This window comes from Vibrio sp. 10N.261.52.A1, from assembly GCF_002876325.1.
GTDB lineage: Bacteria > Pseudomonadota > Gammaproteobacteria > Enterobacterales > Vibrionaceae > Vibrio > Vibrio chagasii.
Genome location: NZ_MCYD01000466.1, coordinates 1 through 320, shown reverse-complemented (window position 1 = coordinate 320; position 320 = coordinate 1). Strand labels below are relative to the sequence as shown.

Here is a 320-nt window from a genome sequence, read left to right as displayed (position 1 = left end):
TGCACAGCCCGTTGTGCTTATCAACACATTTTCGGTAGATGCGAGTAAGCATGAAGAAACCTTAGCCTATTGGGAAAGTGCTAGGGACGTGCTAGTCCAACAACCCGGTTATATCTCTACTACGTTACATCGAGCGTTAAGTACAGACGCCACTTACCTTTACGTAAACGTCGCAAACTGGGAAAGCCAAAAACACTTCATAGATGCTATCTCTGTAATGAGAGAGGAGCTACCTGCTCTTAATCTTGAAGGCGTTACTGCAAACCCTAACCTTTACGAAGTTATCCGAAATTAATAGAGAGTGTCCTGAATGAAATATG

1 protein-coding gene is annotated in these 320 nt (G+C 43.1%); it reads left to right on the top strand.

What is annotated here, in order from left to right; genetic code table 11:
* Positions 1-295, top strand: a 295-nt coding sequence (locus BCT81_RS05555; protein ID WP_102423466.1) for an antibiotic biosynthesis monooxygenase family protein, incomplete at its 5' end; no start/stop codon positions are given.
* Between the last annotated feature and the right edge of the window lie 25 nt (positions 296-320).